We start from the raw sequence: 19,838 nt of genomic DNA, 5'->3' as shown, positions 1-19,838 counted from the left end.
CCGCTGAAAAACATAATCCATAAATGCTAGCTGTACCCAAGAACCACCTCCTTAGCCTGTGTAATCTCCCTTACACGGGCTTATTTTTTGCCTGCTCCCCAGACAAGCACATCTGACCGTCCTTTGTTACACTCTTTGCATACCCCATAAAGAGGTACCACGATGTCAGATTTTCCAGCCAGTTTATTGATCCTTAACGGCAAAAGTGCCAACCACCCGCAGCTGCGCGAAGCTGTTCAGTTATTGCGTGATGAAGGTGTAGAAATTCATGTCCGCGTGACCTGGGAGAAAGGCGACGCGGTTCGCTATGTTGAAGAAGCGGTCTCCCTCAAGGTCGCAACGGTGATCGCCGGCGGCGGCGACGGCACCATCAACGAAATTGCCACCGCGCTGATTCAATGTGCGGGAAATCCGGTTCCGGCGCTCGGTATTCTGCCGCTCGGCACCGCCAACGATTTCGCCACCAGCGTGAATATTCCGGCCGATATGGCTAACGCCCTGAAGCTGGCGATTGCCGGGCGCGACGTGCCGGTGGATATCGCCCAGGTAAATGGCAAAACCTGTTTTATCAACATGGCCACCGGCGGATTCGGCACGCGCATCACCACCGAAACGCCAGAGAAACTGAAAGCCGCACTGGGCGGGGTGTCGTATCTGATCCACGGGCTGATGCGCATGGACACCCTGAAACCCGATCGCTGCAAAATCCAGGGTGAGAACTTTAGCTGGCAAGGCGATGCGCTGGTGATTGGTATCGGTAACGGACGTCAGGCCGGTGGCGGTCAGCAGCTTTGCCCGGACGCGCTGATTGACGATGGTCTGCTGCATCTGCGCATTTTTACCGGTGAAGAGCTGCTGCCAGCGCTGTTTAATACGCTGGCCAGCAGCGATGGCACGGAGAATCTGGTGGACAGCGTGTCGCCGTGGTTTGAAGTGACCGCCCCGCACGAGATGACGTTCAATCTCGACGGCGAACCGCTGAGTGGGAAAACCTTCCGCATGGAGATTTTGCCGGCGGCGCTGCGCTGTCGCCTGCCGCCGGACTGTCCATTACTGCGTTAACGCATCGCGCGTTTTAAGATGCGCTCCGACTGCCGTTTGAAATCCGTTGCCGTTTCGGCGACGGTTTTCTTACCGTAATCAATCGACTGCAGCGCACTATCAAATTCCTGCACCAGCTGCGGGTCTTCGAGATATGGCGACACTGACAGCGTCGTCGGCAGCGCCAGCGCCTGCTTAATCCCGGCAACCGATGGGTCCTTATCGTTAATGACGCCCGCTTGCGTGAGCGTCGCGACGGCACTTTTGCTCAGCGGTACACCGCGCTCCAGCCCCAAGAGCGTAACGCCCTCTTTGCTGTTGAGTAGAAAGTTAATCAGCTTCGCCGCTGCCTGCGGATTTTTACTGGTTTTACCAATCGACAGCATCATCGACGGCTTCATAAACAGCCCGGCATCGGTGGCGCCTGGCAACATCGGATAATCGCCCAGAACCAGTTTGGCCGGCGGTTTAAGGTTATCGGAGTATTTGGTGACAGCGGTATTCCACATGTAGACGCCACCCCACTCGCCTTCGATCCACGGCTTCATTTCATACATGTTGCCCTTACCGAATGAGGCGTAGTACTTCATATCCGGGATCACGTGGTTGCCCACCAGATCTTTATACAGCTGGAAAAACTCTACCCACTGCGCGTCGCTGTAGGAGAACTTCTTCGCCTTCTCGTCGATAGCCGGAAGATTGTACTTCTGCACCATGTACGAGTTCAGCAGCGCCAGCACGCCAAGACTTTCCGGTGCCACCGGGTAATACTGTTTCCCCAGTTTGCTCTCAAACGTTTTGCCCGCAGTCATCAGCTCATCCCAGTTTTTCGGGAAGCTCAATCCGGCTTTCGCCCAGGTCTGGTCGTTGAAGTAAAAAATACGCGCGGTCATCGCCACCGGAATACCGTTAAGCTTGCCCTTCACCGTCACCGGCTGCAGATCTTTAGCAGTGAAATTATCGAGCCCGATTTCCTCTTTGACCTGGTTGAGGTCATAGAAGCCGCTGCCGTCTTTGGAGAACAGCGTCAGCCAGTTCCAGTTGGTTTGCATCACGTCAGGCTCGGTACCGCCCGCCAGTTGGGTGGTCAGACGCGAAGTGTGGCCGTCCCAGCCGGTGTATTCGGCTTTGACGTTGATATCCGGATACTGTTGATGGAAAGCGTCCAGGGCTTTGAGCGTGACCTGATGGCGGCCATTCCCACCCCACCATGACATGCGCAAATCAACGGTTTCCGCCGCCAGGGCAGAGGCAGTACAGGCGCTGAGCACCAGCGGTAGGGCCATTCGGAAAGATTTATTATGCATTTTTTATCGTTTCCCAGAGGTAGGTCGAAGACGGCACAGACCGCCATCCGACGTTCTTTGTCGAATAGCCCGAAGTCGCTTCACCTTCGGGCCAAAACGACAACATGAATTAGTACGCGGCAACCTCACGCGCCATTTCTCGCGTGTACTGACGACTGGCATTCACCAACATCTGCGTATACGGCGTTTTCGCTTCACCGCTCACCAATGCATCTACGCTCAGCGTTTCCAGAATTTTGCCGTACTGCATCACCGCCACTTTCTGGCACAGATGAGCAATCACGCCTAAATCGTGGGTCACCATCAGATAGGTGAGATTCGACTCTGCCTGCAGCTCCGCCAGCAGGTTGAGGATTTCTGCCTGCACCGACACATCCAGTGCCGAAGTCGGCTCATCGAGCAGGAGCACCTGTGGTTCAAGAATCAGCGCGCGGGCAATCGCTACGCGCTGCCGCTGGCCGCCGGAGAGCTGGTGCGGATAGCGGTTACGGAACGCCCGATTTAACCCCACGCGATCCAGCAGCATGTTAATCCGCCGGTCACGGTCGTTAATGCCGTGGATCTGCAGCGGCTCTTCGAGAATGTCGCCAATGGTATGACGCGGGTGCAGCGAGCCGTAAGGATCCTGAAACACCATCTGCACCTGGCGGCAACGCTCGCGGCTGAGAGTGTTCCCCAGCCGCTGGCCGCCTATCGCCAACTCGCCTTGCCAATGGTTAAACAGCCCGGCCAGGCATTTCAGCACCGTGGTTTTCCCGGAACCGGACTCCCCTACCAGGCCATAAATCTCGCCCGGCTGAACGTGGAAATTCACGTCGTACAGCACCTGGTTGCGTTTGTCGCCCTCGCCGAAAACCAGATTCAGGTTTTTCACTTCAATCATCGTGCGCTCCTTAGTCCGTCAGCCAGCTGGCCTGGCGCTGCAGCACCGGCAAAACCGGGCGGCGATGTTGCATATCCGGCAGAGCGCTGATAAGCCCCTGCGTATACGGATGCTGCGCATGGTCGAGGTCGCAAGCGGCAATTGATTCCACCACTCGCCCGGCGTACATCACCAGCACGCGGTCACAAAAGCTGCGCACCAGATTGATGTCGTGGCTGATAAAAATCAGCCCCAGCCCGCGGGATTTGACCAAATCATCGAGCAGCCCCAGCACCTGCAAACGTACTGATACATCCAGCGCCGACGTTGGTTCATCGGCAATCACCAATTCCGGGTCGGTAATCAGCATCATGGCAATCATGATGCGCTGCCCCTGCCCGCCGGAAATTTCATGCGGATAGAGCTGATAAACCCGCTCGGGGTCGCGAATGCGCACCACGTCCAGCATCTCCAGCGCTTTGGCTTTCGCCTCGGATTTGTGGCCAGGATGATGCGTCAGCCAGGCTTCCGCAATTTGGTCACCCACGCGCACCACCGGATTCAGCGAATATTTTGGGTCCTGCATAATCATCGAAATCCGCTTGCCGCGAATGGCGCGCATCTGCGCCTCGCTGGCGTTCAGCAGATCGACATCGCCAAACTGCATCCGGCTGGCGCCAATACGCGCTTTTTTCGGGTGCAGGTGCAGCAGCGCCCGTCCGACGGTCGATTTCCCGGAACCCGATTCGCCGACAATCGCCAGCTTCTCACGCCCTAACTGGAAGGAGACGCCGCGGACCGCATGGGTTACCGTGTCGCCGTTAACGAAATCAACGCTCAGGTCGCGCACGTCGAGCAGCGGTGCCGCGTTATTCACTGCGAGGATCGAGGATGTCACGTAGGCCATCTCCTAAGAAGTTGAACGCTAAGCTGTTGATAAGAATCGCCAGCCCCGGAATCGTCACCACCCACCAGCACTCCATCATGTAGGTGCGGCCGCTAGAGATCATGGCACCCCACTCCGGCTCCGGCGGCTGCGCACCGAGGCCGAGGAAACCCAGACCGGCAGCGGTCAGAATGATCCCCGCCATGTTCATGGTGATACGGATAATCACCGAGGGCAGACACAGCGGAACGATATGCCGCCACAGCACGCGCGCCGGTGACGCCCCTTGCAGACGAACAGCAGAGATAAAATCAGCCTGTCGCAGAGAGAGCGTTTCGGCACGCGCCAGACGGGCAATCGGCGGCCAGGCCGTCAGCGTGATGGCAATAACCACATGCTCAAGCCCTGGACCTAACGCCGCGACAAACGCCAGCGCCAGCACCAGGCTTGGGAAGGAGATAAAGATATCGGTGACGCGCATCAGCACCATATCGACCTTGCCGCCGAAGTAGCCCGCGCAAACACCAAGCAGCAGTCCCAGCGGGCCAACGGTGACCGACACCAGCAGGACGATGTACAGCGTAATGCGCGAACCGTAGACCAGCCGGCTGAAGATATCGCGGCCAAACTCATCGGTACCGAACCAGTGCTGAGCGTTCGGCGCGGTCAGCGCGTTATTTAAGTCCTGCACCAGCGGTTTGTACGGGGCAATCCACGGTGCGAATATCGCCACAATCACCAGCAGGAAGATGATCCCGCCACCAATAGCGGTCAGCGGATTACGCGCCATCTTGCCGATAAAACCACCGGTACGGGTGAAAGCACGCAGCAGCCGCTGGCGGCCTTCGCCTGTCCCGCTGGCAAGCGAGGTATCCAGAGAAACCGTCATGATTTTGTCCTCGGATCGAAGAATTGATACAGCATGTCGGAGAGCAGGTTGAGCATCACAAAGATAACGCCCACCAGCAGCACGCAGCCCATCACCGCATTCATATCACCCAGCAGCAGGCTACCGGTGAGATAGGAGCCAAAGCCCGGCCAGGAGAAGACCGTTTCAATCAGCACCGCCCCTTCCAACAGGGAGCCGTAGGCCAGCGCGACGACCGTCAGCAGTTGCACCAGAATGTTACGGAAAGCGTGATTCCAGATAACCTGACGTTCAGTTAAGCCCTTTACCCGCGCGGTGATGATGAATTCCTGCGACAGCTGCGCCAGCATAAAACTGCGGGTCATACGGCTGATGTAGGCCAGCGAATGGAAACCCAGCAGTGCGGCTGGCAGAATCAGGTGATTAATGGCATTCCAGAACACTTCACTGTTACCCGCCAGCAGCGCATCGACGGTCATCAAACCGGTACGGCGCGGCACAATGCCGTCCAGCCCCAGATCCACACGACCGGCGCCGCCCACCCAGCCAAGCCAGGCGTAGAACACCAGCAGCCCCATCATCCCGACCCAGAAAATCGGCGTCGAATAACCGGCGAGGCTAATAATACGCACCACGTAATCGGAAAGACTGTTGCGACGTGCCGCCGCTAAAACGCCCAGCGGAATACCGAGACCCGCGCCGACGATAATCGCCATCGTCGCCAGCTCCATGGTGGCTGGGAAAACGCGGATAATATCGTCGGTCACCGGTTTACCGGTCAGCAGCGCATTGCCCAAATCCCCGTGGAGCAGATTGACGAAGTAAATGCCAAACTGCGTCATCAGCGACTGATCAAAGCCCAACTGGTGATAAACCTGCTGATAGGTGCTCTGATCGGCATCCGGGCCAACAATTGCCAGCACCGGGTCAATGGGCATCACGCGGCCAATAAAGAAGGTCAGCAATAGCAGGCCAAACAGCGTGATGACGACCTGGATCAACCGTTTTGAAAAGCGCCGGGTACGGGAGCCGGACGCGAGAATTGCCGTACTCATCCTTTATCTCCTTCGCTAACTTTGTAGACATCACGCAGGAAGGTGGTGGCCGACGGGTGCGGTTTGTAGTCTTTCACTTCATTACGCACCACCACGGAATCCACCATCTGGGAAACCGGGATCATCGCTGGAATCAGTTGATCAAATCGCGTCTGCACCGCCTGGTATTCCGCGACCTGTTTTTGTGGATCGCGCTGCAGCAGCGCATGGTCGATCATCTCGTTGAGCGGCTTATCGTAGAAACCGGTGCGCCAGCCCTGGAAGTTGGTCAGCCGCGCTTCATCGCTGTTGTCCGGGTTATAGACCAGCGCACGCAGGCTAGAGTGTGGATGGGGTTCCATACCGCTACCGCCACGCCCAACCAGCATGTCGAACTTACGTTCGCGCATTGCGCCGTAGATCTGGTTACCGGTACCGGTGATGATTTTGGCGTTAATCCCTGCCTGCATCAGCGTGGACTGCACGGCAATGGCAATGTTGAGGAACGGCTGATCGGACAGCACGCGCAGGGTGGTATCAAAGCCGTCCGGATAACCCGCTTCCGCCAAAAGCTTCTTCGCCCGCGCCAAATCGAAGGTGTAGCCCGGATCCGCAAGCGTTGACGGCATTCCCGCTTTGATGGGCCGCTGGTGCAGCACACCGTAACCCGGCATCAGGGCTTTGTTGATCCCCTGATAATCAATCAGGTAACGTACCGCCTCACGCACTTTCGGATTGGCAAAGTGCGGCTCCTTCATGCTCATGGAGACGTAGTACATGGTGCCACGCTGCACGGCATCAACGGTCAGGTCTGGGTCTTTACGCAGAGCGTTGATATCGGAAACCGCCATATTGTTCGCGATATCCAGGTCGCCCTTCTCAATCATCAACCGCAGGGTTTGCGACTCCTGGAAGTGGCGCAACACCACGCGGCTCATCTTCGGCTCGCCGCGCCAGTACGCCGGATTGCGCTTCATACGCAGTACGTCTTTAGCCTGCCAGGTTTCCAGCGTAAACGGGCCCGAACCGGCTTCATGTGTGGTGAGCCAACGGTTGCCCCAATCGTGGTCCTGTTCATGGCTCTGCACCGTTTTGCTGTCGAGCACCCCGAGGTTGCCCAGCGCGCCTAGCGAGTAAATGACCAACTGCGGGTCGTTATCTTTTGGCAGGACAATTTGCACGGTGTAATCGTCAAGCGCAGTGACCTGCTTATCGACGTTCTTTTTGCTAAAGCCGTAGGATTTCCACACCGACGCCTGTGCCAGGTTGAGGTGCAGAATACGCCGCATCGACCACACCACATCGGCAGCGGTCAGCGGATTGCCGGAGTGAAACTTGACGTTATCTTGCAGGTGGAAGGTGAGCGTTTTGCCGTCCTGGCTGATATCCCAGGACTTGGCCAGCGCCGGTTTCACATTGGTGAGCTGCTCCGGGTCGAGCTCCACCAGTGAGTCATAGAGATTAACCACAATTCCCACCACTTCGTTACCGGTCATCGCGGCCGGATCGAGGGTCAGGAGGTTGTTCATGTTCATGCCGATAATGAGCTGATCGGGCGGCGTTTTAGCCAGCGCCGCCCCGCTCCCCATCGTCATGGTGAGCGCGAGCAAACACGCTCCCAGTAAGGAGGATTTTTTCATCTATCTGTCGCCTGTAGGGTACGACAGGCGACGAATCCATTCGTGCCTATCTTTTATTTGTTATGTGTCAGTCGTGGCTGACGGTGTTGGCTTCGATATAGTCAAAATTGATGTCTTCGCCCAATCCCGGACGTTGTGACAAATGCACAAACCCGTCGGCATCCATCGGGTCGATGATGCTGTTTAGGTAGGCGGCGGGCTGGTCGTAGTCGAGGAACGGGTGCAGCAGGCCGCGTTCATACCAGCGGCAGTTGCGAATCGCCCCCACCGCCGCCAGGCTTGCCGCACCGTTGCCGTGGACTTCACAATCCATGCCGAACGACTCAGCCAGCGCGGCCACTTTCATGGTTGGCCCAATGCCACCCACGCCGTTGGCACCCGCACGCAGAATGTCGCAGGCGCCCGCTTTTACCCAGTCCGCACGGCTGTGGTGTTTACCACCAAAGCTTTCCGGGCCAATAATCGGTATCGACAGATTCTCGGCAAGCCAGGCGTAGGATGACATGCTGTCCTCTTCCATCGGCTCTTCAAACCAGGCGAAGTTGAGTTTTTCCAGCTCTTTACCAATCCACAGCGCCTCGGTACGGCTGTACCAATGATAGCCGTCGATCATCAGGTCAATATCCGGGCCGACCGCTTCACGCACCGCAGCACAGGCCTTGATATCCATTTTCGGGTTTGGCGCGAAGGAGACCGGCGGCATCCAGGTGTGCAGTTTGATGGCCTTATAACCGCGCGCCACCAGCGTTTCGCTGAACGCAGCGTACTCTTCCGGGGTGGACAAGCCGCCGGGCAGGTCATCGCCGCACATGGTGCTGCCGTAGGCCGGGACTTTGTCACGGTAGCCGCCCAGCAGTTTGTAGACCGGCATATTAAGCTTGCGCCCAGCCAAATCCCACAGCGCCTGCTCAACAAAAGAGAGCGCGCGCTCGGTGAGTTGATGCGCGCTACCGCGCTGCCAATGCACCAGATCCTGCCAGATACGTTCGCGGTTAAACGGGTCCTGGCCCACCAGCACTTTGCGGAAGAAGGTATTGACCACAAACGGGCGCACAATTTCCGGTGGCGCAAAAGAGTAGCCTTTGCTGCCGTCATCGGCGGTAATGGTCAGCATCGCCATTTTCGCCATGCTTTCAGGCCCCGGATGTGAGTGCCCGGCGCTGTCGGAGACGCGGCGCGTAGGATGCTGGAAGACGGTGACATTTACAGATTCAATTTTCATTATGTGTCCTTAGTACAACATTCGAAATGGCGCATTTCGCGCCACAATCCTGTGTCCAACACGGATCCGATAAATCGGTTTTACGGAATTGAAAAGGCGTTTCATCACTAATCTAAGCACAAAATAGCAGCGCTTCCACGGACAAATTCCGCTAACGCCGGGCTGTTTTTTGGGCAATCGCACAACAGTACGTGATGTTTTTCACAAAAGAGGTGGGGAATGTGAGAGGGATCAACCGCGATAAAACGACTGGACGACGCCACCGATAAGTGGCGTCAATCTGACCGGCCCGGTAAGCATTGCGCCACCGGGCACTGCCAGAAAATCAAGCGATGGTGACCTTGGTATCGAGGTACACATCCTGTACGGCGTTAATCAACTGAACGCCGTCAGCCATCGATTTTTTAAACGCTTTACGACCGAGGATAAGCCCCATCCCACCGGCACGTTTATTGATAACCGCCGTACGCACTGCATCCGCCAGGTCGGTTTCACCACCCGCCGCGCCGCCGGAGTTAATCAGCCCTGCGCGGCCCATGTAGCAGTTCGCCAACTGGTAGCGCACCAGGTCAATCGGGTTATCGGTAGTCAGCTTGCTATAAACGCGGTCGTCGGTATAGCCGAAGTTCACCGCTTTATAGCCACCGTTGTTTTCCGCCATTTTCTGTTTAACGATATCGGCACCAATGGTGGCGGCCAGATGGTTGGCCTGACCGGTGAGGTCAGCGGATACGTGGTAATCGACGCCGTCTTTCTTAAACGCCGGGTTACGCAGATAGGCCCACAGGACAGTTACCAACCCCAGTTCGTGCGCACGCTCAAAGGCAGCAGAGATTTCTTCAATCTGACGGCGTGACTCTTCCGAGCCAAAATAGATGGTTGCCCCAACCGCCACCGCACCCATGTTGAACGCCTGCTCGACGCTGGCGTACAGCGTTTGGTCAAAGGTATTAGGGTAGCTCAGGGTTTCGTTGTGATTAAGCTTCACAAGGAACGGAATGCGGTGCGCATAGCGGCGAGAAACCGATGCCAGCACGCCGTAGGTTGAGGCTACGCAGTTACAGCCGGCTTCAATCGCCAGCTCAACGATATTTTTAGGATCAAAATAGAGCGGATTCGCCGCAAACGATGCGCCAGCCGAGTGCTCAACACCCTGATCCACTGGCAAAATAGACAAATAACCGGTACCGGCTAAGCGTCCGTGATTGTAGAGCGTTTGCATATTTCGCAATACGGCAGGCGGACGGTTGTTATCCACCATCACCCGATCAACATAATCGTGGCCGGGTAAATAAAGCTGGTCGGCTGGAATGGTCATACAACGATGCTGTAAAAGGCTGTCGGCGTCTTTGCCAAGCAATTGCGTAATATCAGTCATAGCGATGCTCCCGTAAGTGCCGACGTTGCGTCGGCCTGATTGTCCCGCCCGAATTTTAGGGCAGCAATAAGTCTGGTCGCGTCTGCGTATTTTTTCCATGATGAAGTCACTTTTAAGTGCAATCTGCTGGCACGATTCATGGACAGTAAAGTGTTAAGGCGGTCAAAGTTTCGCCTTAAAGGTATTTAAAAGGTATTAGTCAATGGTATTGTCATGACGTACCTTACCTGTCATGAAGGATTTAAAGATGAAAACTACAGTAAAGCTGTCGTTCATGATGTTCATTGAATGGTTTATCTGGGGCGCATGGTTTGTGCCGTTGTGGCTTTGGCTGAGTAAAAGCGGGTTTACCGCTGGTGAAATTGGCTGGTCATACGCCTGCACCGCGATTGCGGCGATTCTCTCACCGATTCTGGTGGGTTCGCTCACCGACCGCTTCTTCTCCGCGCAAAAAGTCCTGGCGGTGCTGATGTTTGCGGGCGCGATTTTGATCTATTTCGCCGCCCAGCAAACCACCTTCAGCGGTTTCTTTCCGCTGTTGCTGGCCTACTCGCTCACCTATATGCCCACCATCGCCTTAACCAACAGCATCGCTTTTGCCAACGTGGGCGACGTGGAACGGGATTTCCCCCGTATTCGCGTCATGGGCACCATTGGCTGGATTGCCTCTGGCCTGGTGTGCGGATTCCTACCCCAGATGATGGGATACAGCGATATCTCCCCGACCAATATTCCGCTGCTGATCACCGCCGGCAGCTCCCTGCTGCTGGGTATCTTTGCCTTCCTGCTGCCTGATACGCCGCCGAAGAGTACCGGCAAGATGGACTTCAAAGTCATGCTGGGCCTGGACGCGCTGGTACTACTGCGAGACAAAAACTTCCTCGTGTTCTTCGTGTGCTCTTTCCTCTTTGCGATGCCGCTGGCGTTCTATTACATCTTCGCCAATGGCTACCTCAGCGAGGTCGGCATGCGCAATGCGACCGGCTGGATGACGCTTGGCCAGTTCTCTGAAATCTTCTTTATGCTGGCCCTGCCGTTCTTTACCAAACGTTTTGGTATCAAGAAGGTATTATTACTTGGTCTTGTCACCGCAGCGATTCGCTATGGATTTTTCGTTTACGGCGGCGCAGAGCAATACTTCACCTACGCACTGCTGTTCCTGGGGATTTTGCTTCACGGCGTAAGCTACGATTTTTACTACGTGACCGCCTACATCTACGTGGACAAAAAGACGCCGGTGCATATGCGCACCGCCGCCCAAGGGCTCATCACGCTTTGCTGTCAGGGCTTTGGCAGCCTGCTGGGCTACCGTCTTGGCGGGGTGATGATGGAAAAAATGTTTGCCTATAAAGAGCCGGTCAATGGGTTGACCTTCAACTGGGCGGGGATGTGGGGCTTTGGCGCCATTATGATCGCCGTCATCGCCGTGCTGTTTATGATTTTCTTCCGCGAATCGGATAAAGAGATCACCGCTATCAAGGTGCAAAACGATGCTCGCGATACTGCACTGACACAAGGGGAATTGAAATGAAAGCAGAACGTATTCTCGGCGCGCTTTACGGCCAGGCATTAGGAGATGCGATGGGCATGCCATCAGAACTGTGGCCGCGTAGCCGCGTGAAAGCGCATTTTGGCTGGATTGACCGCTTTCTGCCGGGCCCCGCAGAAAATAACGCCGCCTGCTACTTTAACCGCGCGGAATTTACCGACGATACCTCAATGGCGCTGTGCCTTGCCGACGCCATTCTGGAATGCAACGGGCAAATAAACCCGGATGTCATCGGACGCAATATTCTGCACTGGGCACAAGAATTTGATGCCTTTAATAAAAACGTGCTGGGGCCAACGTCAAAAATCGCCCTGAACGCCATCCGTGACGGCAAACCGGTGGCTGAGCTTGAGAATAACGGCGTGACCAACGGTGCCGCCATGCGCGTCTCCCCGCTGGGCTGCCTGCTGCCAGCGAATAATCTCGACAGCTTTATTGATGACGTTGCCCTCGCCTCCAGTCCAACGCATAAATCAGACCTCGCGGTGGCCGGTGCGGTAGTGGTAGCCTGGGCGATTTCCCGCGCCATCGACGGCCAAAGCTGGGCCTCCATTGTCGATTCCCTGCCCGCCATAGCGCGTCATGCGCAGGAAAAACGGGTCACTACCTTCAGCGCGTCGCTGGCCGCACGTCTCGAACTGGCGCTTGATGTCGTGCGCAACGCGCAGGGAATTGAATCGGCTAGCGAACGGCTCTATCAGTTGGTAGGCGCCGGGACCAGCACCATTGAATCGGTACCCTGCGCTATTGCGATGGTTGAACTGGCCGAGGGCTGTCCGAATCGTTGCGCGGTGCTGTGTGCCAACCTGGGTGGCGATACCGATACCATTGGCGCAATGGCGACAGCCATTTGCGGCGCATTGGGCGGTATTTCCGCTATCGACCCGTCATTAAAACAGCAACTTGATGAGGTTAATCAGCTCGACTTTAATCGCTACGCCACCGCTCTTGCCCAGTACAGAGAGCAACGGGAGGTGGCATGAGTCAGCTTTCGCGGCTATCCACGCTGGGCAACCAGCGTCAGATTACCGTCGTCGGTGCGGCGGTGATAGATGTTATTGCCGATGCCTACGCTCTGCCGTGGCGCGGTTGCGATATTGAGCTGCAGCAGCAGAGCGTCAATATTGGTGGCTGCGCACTGAATATTGCCGTGGCGCTAAAACGTTTAGGGCTACAGGCACAAAACGCGCTACCTATCGGCCAGGGCGTATGGGCGGATATCATTCGCAACAATCTTGCCAAAGAAGGCTTAACCAGCGAAATAGACGGCGTGGCGGGAGATAACGGCTGGTGTCTGGCCCTGGTGGAGCCGGATGGCGAGCGCACATTTATGTCTTTTAGCGGCGTGGAAAATCAGTGGAACGCCGACTGGCTGGCACGGCTTAGCGTCGCCCCTGGCAGCCTGGTGTCACTTTCCGGCTATCAATTATCGTCACCCTGCGGTGAGCTGCTGGTGAACTGGCTGGAGGGTCTGAAGGATGTCACGCCATTTATCGACTTTGGCCCGCGCATTGCCGATATTCCCGCGGTGCTGATGGACAGAATCATGGCCTGCCAGCCGATCATTTCGCTTAACCGCCAGGAAGCGGACATCGCGGCTGAGAGATTCGCCCTGCCAGCACAAACGCAGTCCTTTGGCCATGCCTGGCTGGCGAAATTCAACGCGCCGCTGATTGTGCGTCATGATAAGGATGGTGCGTGGTATTTCAGCCAGCAGGAACAGGGGCTGGCTGAGCCGTTTTCCACTGGCGTGGTCGATACCATTGGCGCGGGGGACAGCCACGCCGGGGGCACGCTCGCCGGATTAGCGTCTGGCTGGTCGCTTGGTGAATCCGTGCTGCTGGGTAATGCCGTGGCATCGTGGGTTGTCGGTCACCGCGGCGGCGATTGTAGCCCCACGCGCGAAGCGTTACTCCTCACACACAAAGACATATAAATCGCTGCGGCAGTGGCTGATGCTGTACTCAATCGGCCGCTGCTGTTGATCAAGCGCCACCTGTTTAATCACCAACACCGGGATTTTCTCATCCATCTTAATGTGCGACTGAAATTCGGCATCCGGCATACGGGCGCTGACGCGTGAGCGCGTACGCTGCGGGAAGATATGGCGGCTGCGGAAATAGTCGTAAAGAGAAACGCCAATCGCATCCGCATCATCAATAAGATGGGCAGGCACCCATGACTCTTCAATGGAAACCGCTTCCTCATCGACATAGCGAATACGCTTGAGTAAAAAGACGTCACTGCGCGGCTCGATGGCCAGCTGTGTCGCCACGTCATCCGGACAGGCAACGATCCGTTTGTTCACCCATAAGGTATTCGGCTTTTTGCCGCGCAGCACCACCTGTTGGGAAAAACCGCGCGCCTCTTTCAATGAATATTCGAAGATATTATTGATTTGCGTGCCGTAGCCGCGGGCGCGCGTCACCACGCCGTCATCCTCCAGCGTCTGCATCGCTTTGCGCACGGTGATGCGCGACACGCCAGTGAGCTGGCTCAGGTCGCGCTCGCCGGGCAGGATATTGCCATGCTCAAGCCAGCCGCTGCGCACCGCGTTTTTCACCGTTTCGGCAAACTTCAGGTACAGCGGCGTGTTATCCGCCGCGGCAATGCGCTCATTGAGCTGCGCGATTAGCCGGGTATGCGCTTGTTCCATTTATCATTTCCTGGCAAAAAGTCCTGTGCCAGTATAGGTGGCGAACGGCGCGAAAACTACCACCACTCGTGAAAGTGGTGTACCGGACCAATTCCTTCGCCCACCTCCAGCGAATCCGCCTGCGCCAGCGCCTGCGACAGCCAGGCTTTAGCCACCGGCACCGTCTCCTGCCAGCTGTTGTGACGTGGGCGTAATGCCGCCAGCGCCGCCGACAAGGTACAGCCGGTACCGTGGGTGTTTTTCGTTGCCACGCGCGGTGCGGTAAAGCGCATTTCCCCCTCGGCGGTAAACAGCCAATCCGGGCTTTGCGCGTCGTCGAGATGGCCGCCTTTCATCAGCACCGCTTCACAGCCCATCGCCCGCAGCGCACGCCCCTGCTCAAGCATTTCGCGTTCGTTGCGCGCATGCGGCGCGTCCAGCAGCGCTGCCGCCTCCGGCAGGTTTGGTGTAATCAGCGATACTTGTGGCAACAGGCGCTGGCGCAGGGTCTCTACCGCAGAATGCGAGAGCAGCGGATCGCCGCTTTTCGCCAGCATCACCGTATCCAGCACCACGTTTTGAATGCGATAACGCGCAAGGCGCTCGGCCACTGCCTCCACAATATCGGTCTCCGCCAGCATACCAATTTTAGTCGTGTCGATACGCACATCGCTAAACACCGAGTCGAGCTGGGCGGCGACAAAATCGGGTTCAATACGGTAAACCGACTGTACGCCGCGCGTGTTTTGCGCCACCAACGCAGTCACCACCGTACAGCCATAGGCACCCAGCGCGGAGAAGGTTTTGAGATCCGCCTGAATACCCGCGCCGCCGCTTGGATCGGTCCCGGCAATGGTCAGTGCATTAATCCGTTTCATGCGTTTTCCTCCTCGTTCATCGCATACAGCGCGTCAAGAAACGCCGGAACAAAGCTTCCTGGCCCACGGCCATTCGCCGCCTGCTGACCGGCGTATTTCATCAGTGCACAGGCACCGGCAACGTTCTCCAGCCGATCGCCCGGCAGCGCGCAGCTGGCCGCCACTACCGCCGATAGCGCGCAGCCGGTACCGACCACACGCGTCATCAGCGGATCGCCGCCCTGTGCCATCAACGTACGCTGGCCGTCAGTGATGTAATCCACTTCGCCGGTCACCGCCACAATCGCCCCGCTCTCTCTCGCCAGTAATTGCGCTGCCGGCAGTGCTGCGGCAGCGGTATCGGTGGTATCAACGCCACGTCCGCCCGCGCTCTCCCCAGCCAACGCCATAATTTCTGAAGCGTTGCCGCGAATGGCCGTCGGATGCAGAAGCAGCAGATCGCGACAAAAATCGCTGCGCAGGCTCAACGCCCCTACCGCAACCGGATCCAGCGCCCACGGCGTTCCGCTACGATTGGCGCTTTCGACCGCCGCACGCATGGCTTGCGCGCGTGGCTGCGTGAGCGTTCCAACGTTGACCAGCAGCGAACTGGCTATCGCGGAAAACTGCGTCGCTTCGCCAGCATCAATCACCATCGCTGGTGATGCGCCAAGGGCTAATAACACGTTGGCGGTAAAGGTTTGTACAACATCGTTTGTCATACAGTGTACGAGGGGGGCGTGCTGATGAAGCAGATGGGCAACGCGGGCGCGTTGCGCGGGACTTAGCAGGTCGGCTTGCATGGTTTGCTCCTGCCATAACGCGAAGAAGCAACGACCAGGTGGTCTCTGACTTCCCTACGCTGGCATTATCCAGATCAGGTGGTACGGGTATTTCTCAGCCCATCATCGATGGGGCACCCCGAGTCATTCAAATCAAAATCAATTCGTTGCGATTAGCGTTCGGCTAATCGCATTCAGGATAATGCCAGCAGGAGGCGCGGCAAACAAGCCCTAAAGCGTGCCGATGTGCGATGCCAAGCGGCGGTTAAACCGCCTGCATCCCTCTCAATAGCGTTTGCTGTTTTTGACGAAATACATGGCGTTATCAGCATATTCGAGGAGCTGATGCTCGTCGTTTCCGTGCTCTGGGTAGCGTGCGATACCGATGCTGGGCGTAATGATCAAACGGTGGCCTGCGAGTGTGAACGCCGCGTTGAATGCGGCTTCTATCTTCCCTGCAACCCGCCCCGCGTCTTCAGGTAAAAATGTCCCCTGAACCAGAATCACAAACTCATCGCCACCAATACGCGCCACGGTATCGGATTCCTGCACGCACGCCTTCAGGCGCAGGGCGGCCTGCTGAAGCAACTGATCGCCAACGCGGTGGCCCAGTGCATCATTCACCTGTTTAAATTTATCGAGATCGATAAACAGCAGCGATAATTTCCCCTGCTGGCGACGGGCGGTGGAAAGCGCTATTTTCAGGCGATCGTACAGCAGGCTGCGGTTGGGGAGATCGGTAAGCTGGTCGTACTGTGCCAGATGCTGCAAGCGGGCCTGCATCTGCTGACGCTCAATAACCGTGGCAATCTGGGTCGACACAAACTGCAGTAATTCCTGATCCTGTTCGTTGTAGCACACGCCGCCGGGGTAGCTTTTTACCATCAGTACGCCAATCGTACCTTTGTGCGTTTTTAGCGGAACGCCCAGCCAGCAAAATGGATTAATACCAAAAGAGATATGCAGCGCTTTCAGGCGCTCGGTCATCGTTTCAGGTGTGAGCAGCAGCGGCTGGCCAGTATGAATCACCTCAAAATAAAAGGTCCCAGGGATGAGCGTAAATGGCGCCGGTGTCTCCAGAAATTCATCCACATGATAGGCAAAACGCATCTGAGCGGTTTCATCATCGTAGAGCGTCACCGAGAAGTTATCGGCCGGAAGTAGCGTGCCGACGATTTCATGAATACGCTGGAACAGCTTAAGTAAATCCTCAGCCGTATGCGCCGCTTCGGAGATGGAATATAGCGCGGACTGCAACGATTCTGATCGTTTACGTTCGGTAACATCGCGAGCAACGCCAATACGCAATTGGTCGGCCTCTGACCAACGTGCAGACCACATAATATTGACGATGTGTCCCTGCTTGTGGACATAGCGATTTTCGAAGTGGAACTGCGGATTACCTGACATGACTTGCACCACCGAATTTCGAGTTATTTCCCGATCTTCAGGCAGCATCAAATCAAACATGTTTTTGCCGATCATCTCTTTCGGCGTGTAGCCGAAAATACGCTCGCATGACGCACTGGCAAAAACGATATTGGCATGAGCATCAACTGCGAAGACAGCATCCAACATGAGATCGATAAAACTGCTCAACGGCGCGTGAGAATTCGATTCCATAGAGAATTTTAAGGCCTGAATATAAGAATGAGTTCGACGACATTTCCGAGAAAATATCCACCGACCACTAGCGCGGCATCGCTATGTTCTGCACCAGCGATTAAAGATAGTACAGTTACTGGTCACTATACAATGAAAAAGCGCAGCGAGAGGGACGCTAAATGAAACCATATCCATAGCGCTAAGACCCTATCGACATAATGTCATCAGGAAATATGTGGAGATGATTCCACAGCAAGAATCATCGTCCCTTTTTGAACGTGATAGCAGAACTGATTGCGAAAAGAGAGACGTTTGAAATTCTGGGATAAGCCAGCCTAAATAATCAGGCCTCCTGACGAAGGCCTAATTATTGCAGTGGTTAATTATTCACTTTATTGCGTTTGATATACCGCTTTACCTTCAAACATGGTCCATACCACTTTGGCGTCCCGCAGTTTTTCAATACTGACCTTTTCCAGGTTTCTGTCAAACAGTACAAAGTCGGCGCTTTTACCGGGTTCAATTGAACCAATCTCTTTATCTCGCCCAATCACTTTGGCCGCATTCAGGGTATAAGCCTGCAGCATCGCTTCACGATGCATTTTCTCACTGGCGGGTGGCAGTTCTCCCATCTCCCCCATTCGCGTGACCGCCGTGTAAATAGCCAGCAGCGGATTAGGGCTGGACACTGGCCAGTCGCTGGCACCGGCAATCAGCGCATGGTGGCGATATAAATCACCCGCCGGGTAGAGATTCTTCAGCAGCGGTGCTGGCACTTTACCCTCAATTAACGTCGTGGATGCGACGTCCTTCCCGGCCCACAGCAGTTGCATTGATGCCGCAACATTCAACTGTGCAAAACGCGGCAGGCTTTGCGAGCTGACCACTTCCAGGTGAGTAATGCTGTGCATCACCCCGCTATCACCATTTTGCTGGCGGGCGCAGGCAATACCGTCCAGCGCTTCCGACACCGCGCGGTCGCCGATGGCGTGGAAATGGGCAATCAGATGCGCCGCATCCGCTTTGGCAATCAGCTGGCAGTACTGCTTTTTATCCAGCGTGTTATCGCCGCTATAACCCGGCCGATTGAGATACGCCTCGCTGAGCTTCGCCGTTTGAGCCGGATACTCGATCACCCCATCCTGGAAAATTTTGATCCCGCCCAGCCGAACATCCGGCGTGTGGGAGAATTTGTCCCTCAGCGCCACCACATCAGCAATAGCCGCTGGCGTAGAGTGAATATTCACCAGCGCTAAACCGGTTACGTGGGCATTGAGCTTTCCGGCCTGCGCCAGTGCGGTGTACGCCGGTAGCAATCCTTCGTCGTTGCGGCCAGGGTACGCATTAAACACGGGAGCCAGCGGACGCACGTTGCTAATCGGGTCCATCCATGCGGTGATGCCGAAGCTATTCATCTCTTTCGTTCCAGCGAGGATACCCTGGGCAATTTTTCCATCGTCCACCGGCGGAATTGCGCTGAGCACATAATCCCATGCGCCTTCTGCGACAAATCCGTTAATTTTCCCGTCGGCTGTTAATCCAGTTCCCGCTTTAATACCCGATTCGGCTGTACCCAGCATTTCATCCGTTAAATTAGCTTTACGCAGCATCGCCTGATTTGCCCAACCGGTATGGGCATCAGAACCGGCTAAGACGACCGGAATATCCTGATATTCCGGCGCATTAAATACAGAAGATAACAACGGAATATTATTCCAGTAATCTAAATTAAGATTGCTGTAAAACTGCACGCCATTAAGATCTCGCTGAGGGTTATTTTTATTCTCAGCCACAAATTTCCGAATAGTCGCTGCATCTTTCATATCATCCGGAAATGCCAGGGTGACGGTCTGAAAACCGGCATAGGCGACGTGAACATGACTATCGATAAACCCCGGTAGTAAATATTTCCCCTTGAGATCCAGGTGCACTGTATCCTGCCCTACCTGCTTCAGGACATCCTGATAGTCACCAACTGCAATGATCTTACTCCCCTGAATCGCAATTGCTTGCGGATGGGGATTTTTTGGATCAGCACTGTAAATATCGCCGCCGTAAATAAGTGTTGTCGATTTCTGTTGTGCCATAGCAGACAAAGAGGTGGCGGCCAGTGCGCACACCAGAAATAGCCTGGATAACTTCATTATTAACCCCGTTACATTGTGAGTAAAC

17 protein-coding genes and 1 riboswitch are annotated in these 19,838 nt (G+C 55.8%); of the genes, 4 read left to right on the top strand and 13 right to left on the bottom strand.

What is annotated here, in order from left to right; all coding sequences use genetic code 11:
* Positions 1–162: 162 nt before the first annotated feature.
* Positions 163–1,062 carry a lipid kinase YegS gene (gene yegS, locus KP80_RS19090; RefSeq protein WP_052285218.1) on the top strand — a complete coding sequence of 300 codons (900 nt, stop codon included), beginning with the start codon at positions 163–165 and terminating at the stop codon, positions 1,060–1,062.
* Here the strand turns inward: yegS and KP80_RS19085 are convergent.
* From KP80_RS19085 to fbaB, 8 genes are all read right to left on the bottom strand, one after another.
* Entirely contained in the window at positions 1,059–2,348 is a 1,290-nt protein-coding gene (locus KP80_RS19085) for an ABC transporter substrate-binding protein (protein WP_052285217.1), read from the bottom strand. The two genes, yegS and KP80_RS19085, sit on opposite strands and share 4 nt — an antisense overlap.
* Positions 2,349–2,457: 109 nt before the next feature.
* Positions 2,458–3,231, bottom strand: a complete 774-nt coding sequence (locus tag KP80_RS19080) for an ABC transporter ATP-binding protein (protein ID WP_052285216.1) — start codon at positions 3,229–3,231, stop codon at positions 2,458–2,460.
* A gap of 10 nt (positions 3,232–3,241) precedes the next feature.
* Positions 3,242–4,108 carry an ABC transporter ATP-binding protein gene (locus KP80_RS19075; protein ID WP_052285215.1) on the bottom strand — a complete coding sequence of 289 codons (867 nt, stop codon included), beginning with the start codon at positions 4,106–4,108 and terminating at the stop codon, positions 3,242–3,244.
* The gene (locus tag KP80_RS19070) at positions 4,080–4,985 is read right to left on the bottom strand and encodes an ABC transporter permease (RefSeq protein ID WP_052285214.1); all 906 of its coding nucleotides are present in this window, start codon (positions 4,983–4,985) and stop codon (positions 4,080–4,082) included. The genes KP80_RS19075 and KP80_RS19070 overlap by 29 nt, the downstream gene beginning before the upstream one ends.
* The gene (locus tag KP80_RS19065; RefSeq protein WP_052285213.1) at positions 4,982–6,019 is read right to left on the bottom strand and encodes an ABC transporter permease; all 1,038 of its coding nucleotides are present in this window, start codon (positions 6,017–6,019) and stop codon (positions 4,982–4,984) included. The genes KP80_RS19070 and KP80_RS19065 overlap by 4 nt, the downstream gene beginning before the upstream one ends.
* Positions 6,016–7,638 (bottom strand): ABC transporter substrate-binding protein, encoded by a 1,623-nt coding sequence (locus KP80_RS19060; protein ID WP_052285212.1) that lies wholly within the window; start codon positions 7,636–7,638, stop codon positions 6,016–6,018. Before KP80_RS19060 ends, KP80_RS19065 begins: the two co-directional genes overlap by 4 nt.
* A gap of 67 nt (positions 7,639–7,705) precedes the next feature.
* On the bottom strand, positions 7,706–8,860 hold the full coding sequence (locus KP80_RS19055) for a mandelate racemase family protein (RefSeq protein ID WP_052285211.1): 1,155 nt from the start codon (positions 8,858–8,860) through the stop codon (positions 7,706–7,708).
* Between the two features lie 325 nt (positions 8,861–9,185).
* Positions 9,186–10,238 carry a class I fructose-bisphosphate aldolase gene (gene fbaB / locus KP80_RS19050; RefSeq protein WP_052285210.1) on the bottom strand — a complete coding sequence of 351 codons (1,053 nt, stop codon included), beginning with the start codon at positions 10,236–10,238 and terminating at the stop codon, positions 9,186–9,188.
* A 247-nt stretch (positions 10,239–10,485) separates the two neighbouring features.
* Between fbaB and KP80_RS19045 the strand changes: the two genes are divergently transcribed.
* From KP80_RS19045 to KP80_RS19035, 3 genes are read left to right on the top strand one after another with little or no spacing between them, the layout of a single operon-like run.
* On the top strand, positions 10,486–11,769 hold the full coding sequence (locus KP80_RS19045; RefSeq protein ID WP_052285209.1) for a nucleoside permease: 1,284 nt from the start codon (positions 10,486–10,488) through the stop codon (positions 11,767–11,769).
* Entirely contained in the window at positions 11,766–12,770 is a 1,005-nt protein-coding gene (locus KP80_RS19040) for an ADP-ribosylglycohydrolase family protein (RefSeq protein ID WP_052285208.1), read from the top strand. Before KP80_RS19045 ends, KP80_RS19040 begins: the two co-directional genes overlap by 4 nt.
* Positions 12,767–13,723: a PfkB family carbohydrate kinase gene (locus KP80_RS19035; RefSeq protein WP_052285207.1), complete on the top strand. Its 957-nt coding sequence runs from the start codon at positions 12,767–12,769 to the stop codon at positions 13,721–13,723. The genes KP80_RS19040 and KP80_RS19035 overlap by 4 nt, the downstream gene beginning before the upstream one ends.
* On the opposite strand, the gene KP80_RS19030 is transcribed toward KP80_RS19035, so the two are convergent.
* The 5 genes from KP80_RS19030 to KP80_RS19010 all read right to left on the bottom strand — a co-directional run bounded on the left by KP80_RS19030 (position 13,697) and on the right by KP80_RS19010 (position 19,810).
* A complete protein-coding gene (locus KP80_RS19030) occupies positions 13,697–14,443 on the bottom strand; it encodes a GntR family transcriptional regulator (protein WP_052285206.1) in 747 nt (248 codons plus the stop codon). The two genes, KP80_RS19035 and KP80_RS19030, sit on opposite strands and share 27 nt — an antisense overlap.
* Positions 14,444–14,499: 56 nt before the next feature.
* On the bottom strand, positions 14,500–15,300 hold the full coding sequence (gene thiD, locus KP80_RS19025; RefSeq protein ID WP_052285205.1) for a bifunctional hydroxymethylpyrimidine kinase/phosphomethylpyrimidine kinase: 801 nt from the start codon (positions 15,298–15,300) through the stop codon (positions 14,500–14,502).
* Positions 15,297–16,082: a hydroxyethylthiazole kinase gene (gene thiM, locus KP80_RS19020; RefSeq protein ID WP_052285204.1), complete on the bottom strand. Its 786-nt coding sequence runs from the start codon at positions 16,080–16,082 to the stop codon at positions 15,297–15,299. Before thiM ends, thiD begins: the two co-directional genes overlap by 4 nt.
* 34 nt (positions 16,083–16,116) lie before the next feature.
* Positions 16,117–16,213, bottom strand: a riboswitch (TPP riboswitch).
* A gap of 133 nt (positions 16,214–16,346) precedes the next feature.
* Positions 16,347–17,684, bottom strand: coding sequence for a bifunctional diguanylate cyclase/phosphodiesterase (locus KP80_RS19015; protein WP_052285203.1), 1,338 nt, complete (start codon positions 17,682–17,684; stop codon positions 16,347–16,349).
* Between the two features lie 374 nt (positions 17,685–18,058).
* Positions 18,059–19,810 carry an amidohydrolase gene (locus KP80_RS19010; protein WP_052285202.1) on the bottom strand — a complete coding sequence of 584 codons (1,752 nt, stop codon included), beginning with the start codon at positions 19,808–19,810 and terminating at the stop codon, positions 18,059–18,061.
* Between the last annotated feature and the right edge of the window lie 28 nt (positions 19,811–19,838).

Source organism: Kluyvera genomosp. 1 (assembly GCF_001266615.1).
GTDB lineage: Bacteria > Pseudomonadota > Gammaproteobacteria > Enterobacterales > Enterobacteriaceae > Kluyvera > Kluyvera cryocrescens_A.
The sequence above is the reverse complement of the archived record's forward strand: the minus strand, read 5'-3'. Positions and strand labels throughout refer to the sequence as shown.